Genomic DNA, 18,185 nt, shown 5'->3' with positions numbered 1-18,185 from the left:
TCGTCAGCGCCGCGCCGCAGCTCATGATTCCGGATTCGCATTCCCCAGGCGCTCGACGAGCTCGTCGTACTCCGCCGCCTTCAGGAAGTCGTCTATGGAAATATGCTCCGCCCCGGGTACTTTTAAACGGGCGCGGTCGGTCAGCGACCGGTGGGTGACGACGATGTCGGCGTCCGCCGGAATATCGCCGATGGCCGTGTTCGTTACTTTCACGTTCGCCTGGGCCTTGTTCAGCTTCTTCCGCAGGATGGAAGCGCCCATTGCGCTGGACCCCATGCCGGCGTCGCAGGCGAATACGATCTTGCTCACTTCCGCCTTCGTCTTCGCGGCCGTGCTTGCCGGTGCCGAAGCGACGGCGGTCGCGGCAGCCGCGGCGGGAGCCTGCCCCTTGGACTGCGCCTTCATCTGCTTCATCTTTTCGGTGGCCGCTTCCAGATCTCCTTCATCCGTCTTGCGGCTCGTCTTCAGCAGCAGGGACGCCAGCAGGAAGGAGACGACCGCCGCCACGACCACGCCGCTCAGCATCGGCAGGTACCCGCCCTTGGGCGTCATCGCGAAGTAGGCGAAGATGCTGCCCGGGGACGGTGTCGCGACAAGGCCCGCGCCGGTGGCGGAGAAGGTCGCCGTTCCGGCCACGCCGCCGCAGATGACGGCCAGGATGAGCCGCGGGTTCATCAGAATGTATGGGAAGTAAATCTCGTGAATCCCGCCGAAAAAGTGAATGATGACCGCGCCGGGAGCCGATTGCTTCACCATCCCGCGCCCGAACATCCAATAGGCGAGCAGGATGCCGAGGCCGGGACCGGGGTTCGACTCCAGCATGAACAGCAGCGACTTGCCGGTTGCCGTCGACTGCTCCAGCGCGATCGGGCTCAGCACCCCGTGGTTGATCGCGTTGTTCAGGAACAGCACCTTGCCGGGCTCGATCAGAATGTTCGCGAGCGGAATCAGATGATGGTTGACGAGAAACTCCACGCCGTTCGCCAGCAGTTTGCTGAACGCCTCGACGACCGGGCCTACGCCTGCGTAGGCGCCGATCGCGAGCAGGCCGCCGATGATGCCCGACGAGAAGTTGTTGACCAGCATCTCGAAGCCGGAGCGGATCTTGCCGTCGATCGAACGGTCGAACTGCTTCAGGATCCAGGCCGAGAGCGGACCCATGATCATTGCGCCGAGGAACATCGGGATGTCGGTGCCGATCACGACGCCCATCGTCGCGACCGCTCCGATAACGCCGCCCCGGGTGTCGTGGACCATTTTCCCGCCGGTATAGCCGATCAGCAGCGGCAGCAGGTACTTGATCATCGGATCGACCAGCTTCGCCAAGCTCTCGTTCGGAATCCATCCGGTCGGGATAAACAAGGCGGTGATCAGCCCCCAGGCGATGAACGCCCCGATGTTCGGCAGCACCATGCCGCTGAGGAACCGTCCGAACTTCTGTACCGCGACTTTCGCCCCGCCTTCCGGCGCCGTCTCGGAGGAAGCCAGAACGCTTTGCGGTTGAACCGCTTGACTCATGTGAATAGCCTCCTTCTATCGTTTCTCCAATAGAGATTAGGATTTGTTTGTGAATTCATCATAATCCGTAAGCGCTTCCAGGTTCAATCAAAGGAAAAACAGCTTTCGTCAGGAAAGCTGTTGACAGAATGTACGGTAGGCAGCGGACGAGCGGAGCGAAGGCGATGGACCGCGTCGCCGGATCCAGGTCCGAATCGCGTACGATTTGCCGCAAGTGCCCGCCCGCGAAGAGGAGGATAGCCGCCGGATCGGCACCTTTGCGCACGGATATCCCCACACTTATACACAAGTCATCCACAAGTTGTGTATAACTGTTGGGGATATTTACCGATCCCGCACGGGCGGGCCGGGATTCGGCAAGCTTGCTCTCGTCCATCTCGGCCATCTCGGCCATCTCGACCGCTAACGAAACCTAGAGACGCTAAATCGTCGTACGATCCTGCTTATTTTCTCTAACGAAACCAGCAGATCTTATTTCCCCTATTTCGTGCCGGAACCGTTCGGAATGGGCGGTATAGCGTCGCTGAGATTCGTTAGCCTTAGAAAAGCTGCGTTTTATGCCCAATAGCGCTCCCTCGTTTCGTTAGAGCGGGAATTAAAAACGCACCCCTCCGTGAGGGATGCATCCCAACTTACTCGCGCTTGCCGCGCCGGTCATCGGCGCTGACCGGCATCGTTCAGCTCGCTATGCCGCTCGCCCGACGCCGGGCGTCACTCTGCCCGCCGCGCCGGTCATCGCCGGCAGCCGTCACTCGTTCGCCGGCCGCGCCGATCATCGGCGCTGACCTCGCTATGCCGCTCGCCCGACGCCGGGCGTCATTCCGCTCGCCGCGCCGGTCATCGCCGGCGGCCGTCACTCGTTCGCTTGCCGCGCCGATCTTCGGCACTGATCCGCATCACTGAGCTCGCCATGCCGCCCGCCCGACGCCGGGCCGTCACTCGTTCGCCGGCCGCCGCCGGAGATCTGCTTGCTCCGCAGCTGCCCGCACGCCGCGTCGATGTCCGCCCCGTGCTCCACGCGAGTGCTGCAGCGGATGCCGCTCTTCTTCAGCGCGTCGAAAAACGCGCGGACCGTCTCCGGCTCGCTGCGCTGGTACTGGCTGTGCTCATCCACCGGATTGTACGGGATCAGATTCACGTTGACCATCGGGCGCTTCATTCGGCCGATCAACTCGGCCAGCTCGCGCGCGTGCTCCAACCGATCGTTGACGTCCCTCAGGAGAATATACTCCACCGTGATCCGCCGGTTCGTCCGCTCCAGGAAGTAGTCCATCGCGTCCATCACCTGGGCGATCGGAATCGCTTTGTTGATCTTCATGACCCTCGTTCGCAGTTCATCGTTCGGCGCGTGCAGCGACACGGCCAGGTTGACGTTCAGCCCGCTGTCCGCGAACTCCCGGATCTTGCCCGCGAGGCCGCTCGTCGACACCGTAATGTGCCGAGGACCGATGGCCAGCCCTTTCGGATCGAGCACGACGCGCAGGAAATCCATTACGTTCGCGTAATTGTCGAACGGCTCGCCGATGCCCATCACGACGATATGCGTGACTCGCTCTCCCTGGCCCGCCCGGTCCAGATAGAACTGCACCTGCATGACCTGCTCCACGATCTCCCCGGCGCTCAGGTCGCGGCTCTTGGCGAGCAGGCCGCTGGCGCAGAAGCTGCAGCCGATGTTGCAGCCGACCTGCGTCGTCACGCAGACGGACAGGCCGAACGGATGCCGCATCAGCACGGTCTCGATCAGATTGCCGTCGGCCAGCCGGAACAGAAATTTGACGGTCCCGTCCGACGACTCCTGCCGCGTATGCTCGGTCATCGTCGTCGTCGTATATTGCTCCGCCAGCAGCCGGACCGCCTCCGGATGGGCGTCCGTCATCTCCTGGAAGTCCGCCGTCCGATTGCGGTACAGATAATCCCACACTTTCAGCGTTCGGGACTTCTTATGCCCGCGCTCCGCCAGCCAGGCGGCCAGATCCTCCAGCTTCCGTCCGTACACCGATTCCTTGTTCATGCTCGCGCTCGCCCTCTTTTCCCCGTGCTCCGGTACTCATGTCTCTTTATTGTCCCAGAGTTGAGGGAAATACACAAGAACCGTCTATTCGTCAGCCCGGCTGCTTGATCCCGGCGGCAGCGTCCGACCCGCTCGATCTTACGGCCCGCCTCCGGCTGCTCCGCACCATGAAAGCAACGGCCAGGAAGCCGACGGCCAACATGGCGGTCAAGACGAAGAGCGAAGGCACCAGATGATCTCCGAAGTCGTCCGGGGTAGCGACGGCGCCGCCGCGGGCGAAGACCAGCCCTCCGATCGCGACGCCGAACGCGCCGCCCAGCTCGCGGGCCGTGTTGCTCAGTCCGCTCGCCTCGCCTGCCGACTCCTCCGGTATCGAGCTGAGCAACCCGTGGGAGAGCGGAGTGAAGCTGAAGCCCATGCCGGCTCCGGCCGCCATCATCATCGGCACCATGTAGCCGAACGGGAAGCTCGCGCCTTGGTTCTGGATGACAACGGCTAAGCCGAGCAGTGCGGCGATCTGCAAAAACATGCCGAGCAGCAAGATTCGCTTGGAGCCGAAGCGGCCGATCAAGAGACCCGCGAGCGGCGCGCAGATCATCGTGCAGGCGGTCCAGACCATCTCCCGGAGGCCGGCGCCGAGGGCGGAGTAGCCTTGGGCTTGCTGCAGGAACAGCGTCAGCAGGAAGATGGCCCCGAAGATGCCGGCGTTCAACCAGAAGCCGGCCGACAGATACGCGCTGTAGTTCCCGCTGCGGAAAAGCGAGAATTGCACGAAAGGCTGCTTTCGGCTGCGTTCCCAGGCATAAAAAGCAAGAAGCAGAACAGCGCCGCCGGCCATCGAACCCCATACGCCGAACGTACCCCACCCGTAATCGTTGCCGCGTTCCAAGCCGAAGACGAGCCCGAACAAGCCGGCGCAGAGCAGCAGAATACCGAACGGATCGATCGGCTTGCGTTCCCCCTTCGATTCTTTGAGCCAGCGCATACCGAGGAGCACTGCGATCAAGCCGATGGGGACGTTGATCCAGAAGATCCATTGCCAGGGGGCGCCTTCGATGATCGCGCCGCCGACGAGCGGGCCGATCGAGAGGCCCAGCCCGGAGATGCCGGACCAGATACCGATGGCCGCCGCCCGCTTCTCGGGAGGGAATGCGGTATTCACCAGCGTCAGGCTGATCGGCATGATAGCCGCAGCGCCTATTCCTTGCAGCGCGCGGGCCAGAATCAGCTGCATCGAGCTGTCGCTGAGCGCCGCCGCGAGCGACCCCAGCGTGAACATCGCGACGCCGGACAGGAAGACGCGCTTGCGGCCAAACCGCTCGCCGAGCGCGCTGAACGGAATGAGCAGCGCGGCGAAAGCCAGCGTGTACGCGTTCAGGAACCATTGCAACTCGGCCATGCCGGCATGGAAGGAAGCCTGAATGGATGGAAGCGCCACCCCGACCACCAAATTGTCCAGCATCGCCATGAACAGCGCGATACAGGTAATGACCATCAATCGAACCCGGTAGCCTGCGGTTACCATTTTCACAACACTCTCCTAATATATTATTTATAGATAAATAAATAGATCAGCAAAAAAAATTTGTTCTTCCCGCGGACTCCTTGATGCAAAAACGCCCTTAGGCGGCGAACCCGGCAAGCCGGGCCTTCTGCCGCCAATCGAAACCGGGTTCCGGCAGATAGACCGCCCGCCCGCTCGCTTCCGACTTCGACGAGGCGGCGCCTCGGGCCTCCCAAGCGGCCCTGTTGCAGTCCCCGCGCCGTCAGTCGCGCTCGTCCGGATCCAGCATTTTCAGCTGCGGCAGTTCCAGCACTTCTCCCATGGAGATGACCATTCCGCAGCCGATAAACAAGGTTGCTTGCAGATCGGGATTCGGTATGCCGGCGCTCTCGAACCGCCTGGAGACGAATCCGTGAATGGTCTCGAACTTCCCGCGCACATACGTCCGAACGTCCGGCTCCGGAGTCGCGAAGGAATGCATGCATAGCAGAATCTCGTCGCGGTGCGTCTCCATCAGCACGTTGAACGCCTTCCCCATCCGTTCGATAAGCTTCTCGGGAGGAGCCTCGACCGCCCGGAACGCCTCGATCAGCCGGCCGACCGCCCGCTCCAGCACCGCCAGGTACAGTTCTTCTTTGGTTTTGAAAAAATGAAACACATACGGCTGGGTAACGCCGACTTCGGCAGCCACCATCGCCGTCGTTGTCTTATAGAAGCCGTTATTGGCGAACAACGTTGCCGCGGCGTCCAAGATCTGATCCTTGCGATTGAGGGAGCCGAGGTCGAGATCTTTGTGTCTGGCCATCATCGTACCTCGTTTTATTTATTTACCAATAAATTAATTCATTTGATCGGCCATGTCAACCTCTATTTTCGGCGCCGCCTCATCGAAGAGCAGCCGGCACGGACAAGCTCAGCGATTCAGAATGCTGTCCTCCAGCACGTCGAACTTGTTGCCGTATTCTTTGATGATATGCGTCTCTCCCCATGCGCACAGGGAATCCAGAATCGACTTCAGGCTCCAGCCGTACTCGCTCAGCTCGTATTCGACCTTCGGCGGAACCTGGTTGTACGAGATCCGGTTCACGATTCCGTCATCCTCCAGTTCCCGAAGCTGCTGGGTCAGCATCTTCTGCGTGATGCTCGGCATGAGGCGCTTCAAGTCGCTCGTCCGCTTTTTCCCGTAGGTCAGGTGGCACAGAATGACGCACTTCCATTTGCCCCCGATCACTTCCAGGGTCGCTTCGACCGCGATATTGTATTTCTTCTTCGTTTTCGTCTCGCTTGTCATGGCATTCGATCTCCTTCCCGAGTCGATAGGCACTTAAAAGTACGTATAGCACCGTAAAGTACGTACTATTCATTCTCTTCCTTATCCTCCATAATAGCCGTTGCCGGCCGGATGACACAACAACGCTTAGGAGGAGGAATCATGACGAACGACAATCGAAGAGCGACGATGGCGCTGCTCGCCTTGGCCATCAGCGCCTTTGCCATAGGAACGACCGAATTCATCAGCGTAGGGCTGCTTCCGCTGATCGCCGACGATTTTGGCATCTCCATCACCGCATCGGGACTTACCGTGACCTTATACGCGCTGGGAGTGACCTTCGGCGCTCCCGTTCTGACTTCCCTGACCTCGCGGTTCTCCCGCAAAAAGCTGCTGCTCGCGATCATGCTCGTCTTCATCGCCGGCAACTCTCTCGCGGCGGCCGCGTCCGGCATCGCCGTACTGCTCGTCGCACGGGTTATCTCGGCGCTGGCTCACGGCGTCTTCATGTCGATCGGTTCCACCATCGCCGCCAGCCTGGTACCGGAGCACCGCCGGGCGAGCGCCATCTCGATCATGTTCTCCGGCCTGACCGTGGCGACCGTGACCGGCGTCCCGCTCGGCACCTGGATCGGGCAGCAGCTCGGCTGGCGGGCGGCCTTCATCGCCATCGTCGCGGTAGGCATCGCCGCCTTCGCCGCGAACTTGACGCTCGTGTCCTCGAACCTGGGGACCGGGGCCCGCATTCGCCTGGGCGACCAGCTTAAGCTCGTGACGAACGGCCGGCTGCTGCTCGCCTTCTCCATTACTGCGCTAGGCTACGGCGGAACCTTCGTCGTCTTTACCTATTTATCCCCGCTTCTTCATGAAATTACAGGCTTCGGGGAACGAACGGTCGCGCTTCTCCTTCTCGTCTACGGAGTCGCCATCGCCATCGGGAACGTCGTCGGCGGCAAAGTCGGCAACCGCAAGCCGCTGACCGCCCTGTTCTACATCTTCCTCATTCAGGCGGTCGTTCTGCTGGCGCTCGGCTTCACGGCTCCCTATAAGGCCGCGGGACTTCTCACCGTTTTCGGCATGGGCTTGTTCGCCTTCATGAACGTGCCGGGCCTGCAGCTGTATGTCGTCATGCTCGCGGAAAGGCTCGCTCCGCAGGCGAAAGACGTCGCTTCCGCCGTGAACATCGCCGCCTTCAATGCCGGCATCGCCCTGGGCGCTTACCTGGGCGGCGTGGTCAATGATTCGATGGGTCTGATCCATACGACGTGGGTCGGGGCGCTGATGGTGTTCGCCGCGGTCCTGCTGACCGCTTGGGGACTCGCGCTGGAGCGGAGGGAGAGCCGCGCCGCCGTCTCGTCCGATCGGGTTCATGGATAAAAAACAAAAAGGAGAGTTACGCTATGATTCAACATCTGCAAGATGCGGTTACCCTGTCTAACGACGTTCGCATGCCCGTGTTCGGACTCGGCGTGTTTCAAGTAGAGGACGGTCCCGCGCTCGCCTCGGCGGTGAAAGCCGCGATCCGCAACGGCTACCGCAGCATCGACACGGCGGCCGTCTACGGGAATGAACAAAGCGTCGGCCAAGGCATCCACGGGGCCGTCGGGCAAGGGCTGGTTGCGCGGGAGCAGCTGTTCGTGACCACGAAGGTGTGGAACGCCGACCAAGGCTACGACTCCGCGCTGGCCGCATTCGAGACGAGCCTGAATAAGCTCGGGCTCGACTATGTCGATCTGTACCTTATCCATTGGCCGGTCCAAGGGAAGTACAAGGAGACTTGGCGGGCGCTCGAGACGCTGTACCGGGAAGGCCGGGTCCGGGCGATCGGGGTGAGCAACTTCCAGATTCATCATCTCGAGGACCTGCTGGCCGATGCCAAGATCAGGCCGATGGTCAACCAGGTCGAATTCCACCCTCGCCTGACTCAGGAGGACCTGCGCCGTTACGCCAAGGAGCAGGGCATCCAGCTCGAAGCCTGGTCCCCGCTTATGCAGGGCCGGCTGTTGGATGACCCGGTCCTCCTCGAGATTGCGGCCCGCCACGGCAAGTCCGTCGCGCAGACGATCCTCCGCTGGGATCTCCAGCATGGCGTCGTCACCATCCCGAAGTCTACGAAGGAACATCGAATGGTCGAGAACGCATCCGTGTTCGATTTCGAATTGAGCCCGGAGGACATGGCGCGCATCGACGGTCTGAACCGCAACTTGCGCGTTGGGCCGGATCCGGATCGCTTCGATTTCTAATACAGCCCGTAAAAATGCCCGCCGTTCCTCCCATCGGGGAACGGCGGGCTTCTTCGTTTATATTTTCTCGCCTGCGGCCTTTGGCCGGGTCGCTCGCCGAATGACGGACCGAAGCAGCGGCGGCACGAGGAAAAAGATAAAAAACGTGCGGAACAGCTGATATCCCGCCACCATCGACAGATCCGCATGGACCTCGTGGGCGATGATGCCCATCTGGTCCATCCCGCCGGGCGCCAGGCTAAGCAGCGCCGTCGCCATCGACACCCCGTGCAGGCGCGTCAGCAGCCAGCCGAGACCGAGCGCGCCGAGGACCAGCGCCGCCCCGCTCGCGAGCGCGAGCGAGATCGAGCGGATCTTCCGCGGCAGAGCGCCGGGCCGAAGCAGCAGGCCGACGTAGCTGCCGATCGCGAACTGGGCGGCGGCGGTCAGGGACGAAGGCAGCGCCGGGCCATGAAGGCCGGCCAGCTGCACGATGGCCGTCGCGAACGCGGGGCCGAGCAGGTACGCGGTCGGGAAACGGATGCGGCTCCCGCCGATGGCGCAGGCGACGCAGATCGGCGCGAACGCCAGAATGTTCGGGAACAGGGCGGCCCAGTCCGCCGAAGCCGAGGAAGCCGCTTGAGCCGCCGCCGCGGAAGCGGCCGCCGCGCTGTCGTGCTCCAGCCCGAGCAGCGGGCTGAAGATGAGCAGGGGCACGCAGATGATGATCATCATGAGCCGAATGACTTGCGTAACCGTCACCAGCGTCAGATTGACGCCCGGCGTCTCCTCGGCGAGGATGAGCACCTGCGTAAGCCCGCCGGGAACGCTGCCCATCAGCGCGGTCAAGAAATCGCCGCCGGACAGCTTGGATACCGCATAAGCCATCCCCGCGCAAAACAGCAGCAGCAGTACGGTCATCAGCAGCATCGTCGGCAGCTGGCCCGCCATCTCCCGCAGCGCCTCCGCCGTAAGCGAGAGGCCGATCGTATAGCCGACGACGATCATGGCGCCGTTCCGCGCCGCACCCGGCCAAGCGTACCATTCCCGCCGCAGGTTGGAGCCGATCAGCACGGCGATCATCGGGCCGAGCAGCCAGGGGATCGGCAGGTTCAGCAGCGTAAACGCCCCGCCTCCGATCAGCGCCGTGACCAAGGTGATCAAGTAGCGGACGATCTTCACGGGCGCCGACGGTCGTTGCTTGTTCATTTTCGCGTTCTCTTCTTTCCGTATTCGTTATTTACTCATAAGATAGCTCGACGACGCCCGCGAATGCTTGAAGCCGATCCGGGGTGAGCTCCAACTCCTTCTCTTTGCGGAAGCCGCGCCCAACCGCCTCGACGAACCGATCGACTTTCTCGAAAATAAACTTGCCGAGGAGGCCCAGCGCCTTGGTGCGGTAATGCATCGGAATCAGCACGGTCGCCTGCAATTGCTTCGCCACTTCGGCCGCCTCCGCTCCGTTCAGCGTCATCCTGCCGCCGACCGGTACGATGAGCACGTCGACCGGACCGATCGCTTCCGCTTGTTCGGCCGTAAGCAAATGGCCCAGATCGCCGCAGTGGGCGACGGTCAGGCCGTCCGCGCGAATGACGAACACGATGTTCTCGCCTCTTTTGGCCCCGTTCGCCTTATCATGGTACGTTCGGACGCCCCGCAGCTCGAAGCCGCCGCAGGCGTAAGTTTCCGGCCGGTTGGCGAGCTTGTAACGGCCCGAGATCGCATCGAGCCGGTTATGATCCCGGTGATCGTGGGTGACCGCCACGATATCGGCCTCCACCGCCGGCATCCGGTAGCCGAGGAACTTGCCGCACGGATCGATCGCGAGCCGGGTGCCGTCCCGAGAAGTGAGAAGAAAAGCCGATTGCCCGAACCAGCGGATTCGCATGAACCCCATCTCCTTATTCTGTGCATATTCGCGCACAATTTAGCGCAAAAAAATTTATTTCAGCAAATCGGCGATCGTATAGGTGCCCAGCACCCGAACGACCTGGACGTTGATATCCGCCATAATCCGTCCGAACGATTCGCGAACTTTCTCCCCGAGCCACCCGTCGCCCGCCGTGTCGGCGATCCCGTCCCAGCCGGGTTCCGCTTCGTGCACCGAACGGTACACTTCGACCAGCGTAATCTCTTCGGGACGCTTGACCAGCTTGTACCCCCCGGACCGTCCCTGCCTCGCTTCCACCAGCCCCGCGTCGGCCAGCTGCGACAAAATCTTGCGAAGCGCCGTCGGTTCGCAGCGGATCTGGTCGGCCAGCTCCGCGCTCGACCATTGATCCGGGCGCGAAGCCAGCGCGATCAGCGCCTGCAATCCGAATCCGAAACGCCTCAGTTGAGCCATAAGGTCGACCGCTCACCTTTCGTTTATTTAATGTGCAAATTCTAGCACATTTAATCCAAGCCTGCAAGCGGCTTTCTCCATTTACGACCCATTGGCGCCGATACCTAGAAGTGAACCTTTTGTCTGAAAGCGTTGTTCATTAAGTAGGCCGGGTCGAAAGGGGGGAGAAAGCGTGCAGGAGCGGGAGCTTTTTGAAACGTACCGGAAAGAAGTGTATCGGACCTGCTATTTTATGCTTCATCACGCGGCGGATGCGGAGGATGTATGTCAGGACGTATTTGTCTCCGTCTTCCGGCATGACTGGCGTCGGGTGGAATTTCTGCGGACCTGGATCATTCGGGTGACGGTGAACCGCTGTCTGAATTATATCAAGCTAAGCGGACGGCGAAAGCGCAGGGAGATCAGGCTCCAGCTTCTTAGCGTGCATACGGCGGAGAAGGCGGCCGAGACCGTTGCGATGGAGCAGGAATCGGCCCGGGACGTGCTGCGGCTGCTGCAGCGGCTGCCGGCCAAGCTTCGGGCGGCGGCGGCGCTTCGCTACATAAACGAATACAGCTTGACAGAAATTGCGGACATTCTGGACGTTCCCGTAGGAACGGTCAAATCGCGGCTGAACAAATGCCGCAAGCTGATGAGAAAGGAATGGCAAAGCGGCGACGCAGAAACGGAAAGGAGCGGCGAATATGAAACAAACGGATCGGATAGAGCGAATCTTTACTCGATATCTAAACGATGAAGCACCGCTGAACGAGCCGGATTTCGACGCGATGTGGGAGCGGATCGAGCAGCGCCGTTCCGATGCTTCCGAGATAACTTCGGAGCTTCCGGCGCCCGCTTCGGCCCGGAGACGGGTATCCCGGACGGCGGTGCTGGCGACGGCGGCGGTGCTGCTGGCGGCTACTCCGGCTTTCGCGGCGTTATCGGACAAATGGAGTTATTTTACTCATCATTCCGGTGTCCGCTCGGCGTTGGAGCAGGGACTCGGGCAGCAGATCGGAAAAACGGTCTCCTTCGGCGGCGCAAAGCTTACTCTCGACACAGCCGTTGTCGACGATAACCGGACGGTGCTGCTGTTCAGTCTGAACCTGCCTCATGCCGATCCGGCAAGCTACCCGCGATTTTCCGGCATGAAGCTGTCGGACGGCAAGGGCAACGCGATCGAGGGGGATGTGTCCCTCACCTGGAATCCGGACAGTAAAATATGGCAGGGAGAATTCTCTACGGACTGGACGCCGGACAGCCTGCTGGCCGATGTGCATCTCTCTGCCGAGAACCTGCAAATCTTCGCCGCGGCGCAGCGCGAGATTTCCATCGATTCGGAGAATAACAGGAAGCAGACGATCGAGATCGGTCAGGACGGAATCGACCGGCTTGTCGTGCTGCCCTTCGCGCAAGGGGACAGGACGCTGCTGTCCACGTCGGTATTTTTCAGCGACAAGGCGGCGCAAAGCTGGTCTTACCCCAGCATCGGCGTATACGACGGCGAGACGCAAGTCAAGGAAGCGGCAACCGGCGCATTCGGCAAACCGGGCGCACAGGGCGAATATACCGGGCTGCAATATTTTCACACAGCCGATCTGGGAACTGCAGGCGTTACCTATAAGCTGAACTATACGAGGAAATCCGCCGAGATCGACGGAAGCTGGAGCTTCGACCTGCAGCTCGACAAGGAGCGGATGCTGGACGGCACCATTACGCGCCCGATCGATCAAACCGTGGAAACGGCGGCCGGGCCGATCGAGCTGAAGGAGATGACCATAACGCCCACCCAGATTCGCATTACGGGTACTCACGAGAAATACAAGGAGCTAAGCTTTAAGCAAATTTATTTGGATGTGAACGGGACGCGGCTTAAAGGAGGCTATCCGAGCAGTGAACCGGGCGACTTCAACGGCTTTACGCTCCGGTTCGAGCGGCAGCCCGGTCTCGTTCTGTCGGAGCAGACCCCTATTGCGCTCGATATGAAATACGAGGTGACGGAGCGTCTAGACAAAAATCCGATCCATCTGGCCGGGATCGGCAGCGGGAAGAAGACAATCACCACCCGACTGGGCGGATATTCGGTCAACTGGACGTACTACAAGGAAAACGGAAATCTTTATATCGAAAGCGGCAGCGACGATCCGCGCTTCGGCGGCGTCAATCAGACGTATATGATGAATGGCAAGCAAAGCCAGCCCGGCAGACCGGTGACGGCCAACTTCTCCGGAGACGGCAACAACCGGGCCATCGATATGTATAAGGATTTCGCCGGTACGGAGGCAGATATCTACATTTACTTCTATTCGACGGACGATCCCGACAAGGAGCTGCGTATCGATTTGCCGGCTCTCCCGGCCAAATAAAAGCCGGTGCGCCCGCGGATTGCGACGCACGGATCGGGCACCGATTATGCGCTCCCATAACGGAAAAGCCGCCCTCGCCAGGGCGGCTCTCTGTGTCCGATCGGCCGTCAGTCCCGGCTCGAGATCTTGGCGACCAGACGAAGCATTTCGACGTACAGCCAGACGAGCGTCACCATCAAGCCGAACGCCCCGTACCATTCCATATACTTAGGTGCGCCCTGGTTGGCCCCTTCTTCGATAAAATCGAAGTCGAGCACGAGATTGAGCGCCGCGACGGCGACGATCACGAGCGAGATGCCGATGCCGAGCAAGCTGCTGTCGTACAGGAACGGAACCGTCACGCCGAACAGGCCGAGAACGAGGCTGACGAGGTAGACCAGCATGATGCCGGCCGTCGCCGCGAAGATGCCGATCCGGAACTTCCTTGTCGCCTGAATGATGCGGAACTTGTACGCCAGCAGCATCATGACGAACACGCCCATCGTCAGCGCCGCCGCCAGCAGCGTAACGCCGTGCGTCCGGTCTTCGTAGACGGCGGACAACGCGCCGAGGAACACCCCTTCCATCACCGCGTATATCGGCACCAGATACGGAGCCGTCGTCGGCCTGAAGCTGACGATCATGGCCAGGATGAACCCGATGATCGCCCCGCCGATCGCATAGCCCCCGACATTATTTCCGTCGAAATACTGCGACCACGTCACGAACGCGCCGCCCAGAAGCAGAGCCAGCATAATGAACGTCTTGTTCACCGTGCCGTCGATCGTCATCCGGGACGCGCCCGAATACCCTCCCGTTCGCTCGAACGTCTTCTCGTTCAAAGTCGGGTTGCCGCTGCGCCCTATCAAGAGTCGATCCCCTCCGTTGAAATATAGTTGTCCTTCATTGTAGCATATCCCTTTTTGTCCTCCCAGATGCTTCCTTCTTTTCTTCGCGGCAAAGGAATATCATTCTGATCCGTCAAAAGTACGTTAGCCGACGAAGCTCGTTCCGGTATTTCGGAATTCGGGCGGAGCGCTCGGCATCGTTCCATCCTTCAGCGAGCGCGAACGCTAACGAAACCCAGAGACGCTATCCCGGCAAAATTGAGGCTCGATCATACGTAACGAAACGGGTAAACCTTATTCGAGCATATGACGCCCGTTCTTCGAGCGAAATGAGCAAATAAGTCTTCTACGATTCGTTTAGAACGCCGAACTCTCTCTTTTTCGTCCCATAAGATCGTATCGTTTCGTTACGGGTAATCGCTCGGGCCGCAACGAGAAGGCCGCTCCCAACAGTGCGGGTTCGGACCTCTCAAATGGCGCAAGGCGCTGGAGATCAACCTGAGCGCGCTGCGCAAATCGAAGTCGGAGCCGGCGCAGCTCTCCGCCCGATATCCGGATGACGGAAACCTGCAGGAGCAGCTGCAGGCGGATGTCGCGAAGATGGACGGAGCGATCCGCTACTATTCCTGGCTGGATCGGCTCATCGAGACGTTCGAGTCCGGCGATCTTTTTACCCTCGCTCCGAATCCTCTCAAACGTAGAGCAGCAGCGCCAGCAAGAGTGCCAGCAGATCGATCAGCACCAGGCAGACGACCAGCACCAGGACAAGCCGGGTCGAGGAGCGAAACGAGCCGTCGTTGATACCTTTGCGCTTGTCGAAATAATTCCGGGCGGCGCTGACGGCTAGCGCTCCTCCGAACAGCACCGCTCCGATGCCGGCGACGGCGGACAGCGCGTGTCCCGCATGCTCCTTGGGCGTCGAGCGGAAGACGATTCCGGCGGCCACGAACCCGAGTCCGACGATGGCCAGGCTCGTCCGGATCCAGGCGAGAAACGTCCGTTCGTTGGCCAGATGCTGCTGCGCGTATTTCGATTCGTCGGACGATGGCATGGCGATCCCTCCCAGGCAGAGTTAAGTTGCCCATTCCCGCGCGATCCGTATCCAAAAAACGGGTTCGAAATCGGGCCTGTTTTTTGATACAATGGTTGAAAATTCGCATGCACAAGGGGACTGTTATGGATTACATCAGCACACGGGGCAAAGTAGGGGCGGTCGGCTTCATCGACGCCGTCCTGATGGGACTTGGCGACGACGGCGGCCTGCTCGTTCCGAAGCGGATCCCGCAGGTTCCGGCCGATACGCTGGCGCAGTGGAGCAAGCTCTCCTATCCGGAGCTGGCGCTGGAGCTGTTCTCGCTCTACACGGACGGGGAAATTCCGCGCGAGGACCTGAAGCAGCTCGTGGACGACAGCTACGCCGCCTTCCGCGACAAGGACGTAACGCCGGTCCGCAAGGTGAATGACGGCACGTACGTGCTGGAGCTGTTCCACGGCCCGACGTTCGCGTTCAAGGATATCGCGCTTCAATTCCTGGGCAACCTGTACTCTTATATTTCTCGCCAAAAAAACTCCATCATCCATATTCTCGGAGCCACGTCGGGCGATACGGGCGCATCGGCGATCGAGGGCGTGCGCGGCAAGGAAGGCATCCGCATCTGCATTCTGCATCCGCACGGCAAGGTGAGCAAAGTGCAGGAGCTGCAGATGACGACGGTGAACGACGCCAACGTGCTCAATCTGTCCGTCGACGGCAACTTCGACGATTGCCAGCGCATCATCAAGGATCTGTTCGCCGACGTCGCGTTCAAGCAGGAATACCACCTGCGGGCGATCAATTCGATCAACGTCGCGCGCGTGCTGGCCCAGATCGTCTACTATTTCTACGCTTATTTCCGGTTGGACGAGAAGGTCCGGGCGGCGGGCGGAGTCAACTTCAGCGTCCCGACCGGCAACTTCGGCGATATCTTCGCCGGCTATCTCGCCAAGCGGATGGGACTGCCGGTCGGCAAGCTCATTCTGGCGACGAACGAGAACAATATTCTGGAGCGGTTCGTAAGCGAGGGCGTCTACCAGCCGGGCGAATTCCATATGACGTACAGCCCGTCCATGGACATTCAGGTGGCGAGCAACTTCGAGCGCTACCTGTATTACCTGTACGGGGAAGACAGCGAGGCCGTCTGCTCGCTGATGGACAGCTTCAAGAAGGACGGGCGGATCGGGATTCCGGCCGAGAAGCTTGCGCAAGTGCAAAGCGACTTCGCCGCCTACGGCGTCCAGAACGACGAATGCCTCGCCACGATCGGCGAGTACCACGACGAGTACGGCTACCTTCTTGATCCGCATACCGCGTGCGGCGCGACGGCTTCGGCCAAGCATACGGCGCAGGGCGAGACGACGATCGTACTCGCGACCGCCCACCCGGCCAAGTTCAACGAGGCGATCGAGCTTATCCACATCGAGCAGACGTTCCCGCCGCAGATCCAGGCCCTGTTCGACAAGCCGCAGTTCCAGACGCGCGTCCCGGGCACGAACGAAGCCGTGAAGGCGGAGCTTCTGAAGTTCTTCTGAGGGTGAGTGAGGCCGCATCGATTCGGGTGGCGACGATACATGCCGGCCGATTGTGCGTTAAAACTGCAAAAATGCAGTTTTATGCCTTCCTTGCTCGCGAACGAGAGCTTAAACCTGCAATTGTGCAGGTTTTTCGAGTCGCAACGGCCTGTCGGGTAAGTTTACAGGGGAAATTCCTGCACTTTTGCAGGCTTTGGGGCGATCGTCCGCCGAAATGCTCGGAAAGCCTGCACTTTTGCAGGATTTGCTTCCTGAAAGTAAGAAAAGACGCTGCCGAACCGCATGACTCGCGGCGGGAAGCGTCTTTTTTGCGCTTATTGCGTCACCGTGCCCGGTACGTTACTTTACTTCCACGACGAACTCGGCCCATTCCGTCGCGCCCGGTCCATCGCCTGGATACGGGATGTTCTTCGGACTATCGATCTTGATCAAATAATAGCCTGCCCCGCCGACGCCGACCGATCCGGAAAATGTGCCGTCCTTGGTCACCAATTCCTTCGTGCCGGCCTCCCGATATGCGGGATGGGCGAATCCTTGGCCTTGCGGATCGTATTGCAGGATCTCAACCGTTACGGAGTCGACGAAGCAGTCGATCAAATCCGGGGAGATGTCCCCGCACCTCGTCGCGTCCGGGATGGATCGGGTATCATTCAACGTACTTCAGGTCCAAATCGTTACACCAATCAATGGCAATCTGTCTATACCGCTCATCCCGGAAAGCATACCAGTCCTTTTCTATTCCCAAATCATACACCTTGTCTTTGAACCTTCGGAAGGCTCCTCTTCCGCGAATCGCGTCTAAAAGGACGCTGCTGTGTCTTTCATTGGCAAGCTGGTAACTGAAATCTTCTATCATCTCATATTCGTTAATCTCGAATTTCGTCGGCAGCGATTTGTAATTCTCGAAGTTCTCCAGAACGTCAATCGCTACTTTAATATCTTCTTGCATCCAATCCGGCAAGTGATCGAACGGTTCGTCTTCCTCCGCTGCCCGGAGAGTCTCATGGGATACGGTAACGACTTCGCCCGTTTCCACGTTTAAATAATTGCTTTGCTCGTCGAACTGGATTTCCATTCCGCCAATCAGATCCTCAAGCTTAACCGGCTTGGCCATTTCTCTCATTCCTTCTTGTGAAAATATTCCTCATCTCATCGTATTGGCGATGATAGAAACAATATTCAACATCCAGCGAAGCCGCTATTCCCGCTCCAACGCCAGCTCCCCGGTAGCGGGGTTGGCCAGCCGCAGACGGGCGTCGTAGGATTCGCCGGACGCGCTCTTGAACTTGAGCTTGGACGTCCTGCCCTTCTCGATCAGGCTTCGCACCATCGCGTCGCTCAGCGTGCGGCCCAGGCTTTCTTTCCAGATGACGAAGGAGCATCCGGATTTGTAGTGGCTGCAGCCGTACCCCTTGCGCCCCATGAAGATCTGCCCGCCGCATCCCGGCCGCGGGCACGTCCCGACGACGGCCGGCGCCGCCGCAGCGGCCGTCTCCCGCGTCGCGCGGGCGGCTTCGCCCGCCCCCGCGCTGCCGCCGCTTGCCGCGCCGCGGCCCCGGCCCGCGCGACGCGGGAG

At 60.3% G+C, this 18,185-nt stretch carries 18 protein-coding genes; 5 read left to right on the top strand and 13 right to left on the bottom strand.

Annotation, left to right across the window (positions count from 1 at the left end; translation table 11 throughout):
* Positions 1-21: 21 nt before the first annotated feature.
* The 5 genes from H7C18_RS10775 to H7C18_RS10755 form a co-directional block, all read right to left on the bottom strand.
* On the bottom strand, positions 22-1,518 hold the full coding sequence (locus H7C18_RS10775; RefSeq protein ID WP_185129064.1) for a PTS mannitol transporter subunit IIBC: 1,497 nt from the start codon (positions 1,516-1,518) through the stop codon (positions 22-24).
* 853 nt (positions 1,519-2,371) lie between these two features.
* On the bottom strand, positions 2,372-3,529 hold the full coding sequence (gene rlmN / locus H7C18_RS10770) for a dual-specificity RNA methyltransferase RlmN (RefSeq protein ID WP_185129063.1): 1,158 nt from the start codon (positions 3,527-3,529) through the stop codon (positions 2,372-2,374).
* A gap of 91 nt (positions 3,530-3,620) precedes the next feature.
* On the bottom strand, positions 3,621-5,054 hold the full coding sequence (locus H7C18_RS10765; RefSeq protein ID WP_238357642.1) for an MFS transporter: 1,434 nt from the start codon (positions 5,052-5,054) through the stop codon (positions 3,621-3,623).
* 241 nt (positions 5,055-5,295) lie between these two features.
* Complete coding sequence (locus tag H7C18_RS10760) at positions 5,296-5,838, bottom strand: TetR/AcrR family transcriptional regulator (protein WP_185129061.1); 543 nt, start codon at positions 5,836-5,838, stop codon at positions 5,296-5,298.
* 108 nt (positions 5,839-5,946) lie between these two features.
* Entirely contained in the window at positions 5,947-6,324 is a 378-nt protein-coding gene (locus H7C18_RS10755) for a winged helix-turn-helix transcriptional regulator (protein ID WP_185129060.1), read from the bottom strand.
* A gap of 141 nt (positions 6,325-6,465) precedes the next feature.
* Between H7C18_RS10755 and H7C18_RS10750 the strand changes: the two genes are divergently transcribed.
* Both H7C18_RS10750 and H7C18_RS10745 read left to right on the top strand, forming a co-directional pair.
* Positions 6,466-7,680 (top strand): MFS transporter, encoded by a 1,215-nt coding sequence (locus tag H7C18_RS10750; protein WP_185129059.1) that lies wholly within the window; start codon positions 6,466-6,468, stop codon positions 7,678-7,680.
* Between the two features lie 23 nt (positions 7,681-7,703).
* A complete protein-coding gene (locus H7C18_RS10745; protein ID WP_185129058.1) occupies positions 7,704-8,546 on the top strand; it encodes an aldo/keto reductase in 843 nt (280 codons plus the stop codon).
* A gap of 57 nt (positions 8,547-8,603) precedes the next feature.
* Here the strand turns inward: H7C18_RS10745 and H7C18_RS10740 are convergent, their stop codons facing one another.
* The 3 genes from H7C18_RS10740 to H7C18_RS10730 are packed head-to-tail and all read right to left on the bottom strand — an operon-like array spanning position 8,604 to position 10,869.
* Positions 8,604-9,734, bottom strand: a complete 1,131-nt coding sequence (locus H7C18_RS10740; protein WP_185129057.1) for an AbrB family transcriptional regulator — start codon at positions 9,732-9,734, stop codon at positions 8,604-8,606.
* 31 nt (positions 9,735-9,765) lie between these two features.
* Positions 9,766-10,413: an MBL fold metallo-hydrolase gene (locus tag H7C18_RS10735; protein ID WP_185129056.1), complete on the bottom strand. Its 648-nt coding sequence runs from the start codon at positions 10,411-10,413 to the stop codon at positions 9,766-9,768.
* 54 nt (positions 10,414-10,467) lie between these two features.
* Positions 10,468-10,869 (bottom strand): RrF2 family transcriptional regulator, encoded by a 402-nt coding sequence (locus tag H7C18_RS10730; protein WP_185129055.1) that lies wholly within the window; start codon positions 10,867-10,869, stop codon positions 10,468-10,470.
* 172 nt (positions 10,870-11,041) lie between these two features.
* Between H7C18_RS10730 and H7C18_RS10725 the strand changes: the two genes are divergently transcribed.
* Together H7C18_RS10725 and H7C18_RS10720 are read left to right on the top strand one after the other, a co-directional pair.
* Positions 11,042-11,605 carry a sigma-70 family RNA polymerase sigma factor gene (locus tag H7C18_RS10725; protein WP_185129054.1) on the top strand — a complete coding sequence of 188 codons (564 nt, stop codon included), beginning with the start codon at positions 11,042-11,044 and terminating at the stop codon, positions 11,603-11,605.
* Positions 11,553-13,214, top strand: a complete 1,662-nt coding sequence (locus H7C18_RS10720) for a DUF4179 domain-containing protein (RefSeq protein WP_185129053.1) — start codon at positions 11,553-11,555, stop codon at positions 13,212-13,214. The genes H7C18_RS10725 and H7C18_RS10720 overlap by 53 nt, the downstream gene beginning before the upstream one ends.
* 107 nt (positions 13,215-13,321) lie before the next feature.
* Here H7C18_RS10720 and H7C18_RS10715 read toward each other — a convergent pair whose 3' ends face one another.
* Positions 13,322-14,062 carry a Bax inhibitor-1/YccA family protein gene (locus H7C18_RS10715; RefSeq protein WP_185129052.1) on the bottom strand — a complete coding sequence of 247 codons (741 nt, stop codon included), beginning with the start codon at positions 14,060-14,062 and terminating at the stop codon, positions 13,322-13,324.
* A 670-nt stretch (positions 14,063-14,732) separates the two neighbouring features.
* Positions 14,733-15,092: a YidH family protein gene (locus tag H7C18_RS10710; protein WP_185129051.1), complete on the bottom strand. Its 360-nt coding sequence runs from the start codon at positions 15,090-15,092 to the stop codon at positions 14,733-14,735.
* Between the two features lie 125 nt (positions 15,093-15,217).
* Here H7C18_RS10710 and thrC point away from each other — a divergent pair, with 125 nt between their 5' ends.
* A complete protein-coding gene (gene thrC, locus H7C18_RS10705; RefSeq protein WP_185129050.1) occupies positions 15,218-16,609 on the top strand; it encodes a threonine synthase in 1,392 nt (463 codons plus the stop codon).
* A 339-nt stretch (positions 16,610-16,948) separates the two neighbouring features.
* On the opposite strand, the gene H7C18_RS10700 is transcribed toward thrC, so the two are convergent.
* From H7C18_RS10700 to H7C18_RS10690, 3 genes are all read right to left on the bottom strand, one after another.
* The gene (locus H7C18_RS10700) at positions 16,949-17,263 is read right to left on the bottom strand and encodes a hypothetical protein (RefSeq protein WP_185129049.1); all 315 of its coding nucleotides are present in this window, start codon (positions 17,261-17,263) and stop codon (positions 16,949-16,951) included.
* On the bottom strand, positions 17,256-17,723 hold the full coding sequence (locus tag H7C18_RS10695; protein ID WP_185129048.1) for a UPF0158 family protein: 468 nt from the start codon (positions 17,721-17,723) through the stop codon (positions 17,256-17,258). The genes H7C18_RS10700 and H7C18_RS10695 overlap by 8 nt, the downstream gene beginning before the upstream one ends.
* Positions 17,724-17,807: 84 nt before the next feature.
* A partial coding sequence (locus tag H7C18_RS10690) for a topoisomerase C-terminal repeat-containing protein (protein ID WP_185129047.1) occupies positions 17,808-18,185 on the bottom strand: 378 nt, incomplete at its 5' end.

It is taken from the genome of Cohnella zeiphila (assembly GCF_014212055.1).
Taxonomy (GTDB): Bacteria; Bacillota; Bacilli; order Paenibacillales; family Paenibacillaceae; genus Cohnella; species Cohnella zeiphila.
Note: the sequence above shows the minus strand (reverse complement) of the source record. Positions and strands in the feature narration are given on the sequence as shown.